This window comes from Vibrio sp. 970, assembly GCF_033339075.1.
Map to the genome: position 1 here is coordinate 1 of NZ_JAWOTW010000495.1, position 619 is coordinate 619.

A 619-nucleotide genomic window follows, 5' to 3' on the forward strand; every position below is an offset into this window, starting at 1 on the left:
CAATCTTCATTCATCCTGCGAATATAAGACGATGAATTATAATATCTTTCTACCAAATATCATTTCTTATTACGAATCTATACAAATTATTAACCTTTGTTCTTAGGCTAATCAGCATCATACATAGAGTGACCCACAGCCCCATAGAGCCGCCTTCTTCACTCTTGCCAGGATCATTTTCCACAACGACTTCTTGCTTAACGACCATAACAACGCTCTTAGTAATAATTGCACCATCGTTGTCGTTTACCGTCACTTCAAACGTCAGCTTTTCACTTTTCTCACTCACTTTTGGTAACGTCACTTCTACACTTGCCGTGTCCGTGGTGGCAAACTGAGCTTTAGTCCCAGAAACTTGACGCCATTTGAATGAGTGATCCGTTGAATCAACGTCTTTTAAGCCAAGTACAGATAGTGTGACTTTTTCGTTTGATAGGCCTTCTTTACGACTCGCTTCAACAGCGAAGATCGGCTCATCGTTAACCGCTTCGACCGTAATTACAGCCATAGCTGTATTAGATTCACGTCCGTTTTCTTTCACAATAGAAAACTCAAACTGGTCATTACCAAAGTAGTTTTCCTTACTTTGGTAGGTATTCCCATCAATCTTGCCGTGCAT

At 40.5% G+C, this 619-nt stretch carries 1 protein-coding gene; it reads right to left on the minus strand.

The features are described from left to right. Window positions 1-49 precede the first annotated feature (49 nt). On the minus strand, window positions 50-619 hold a 570-nt coding region (locus R7Q11_RS27505), incomplete at its 5' end, for a cadherin-like domain-containing protein (protein WP_263857216.1).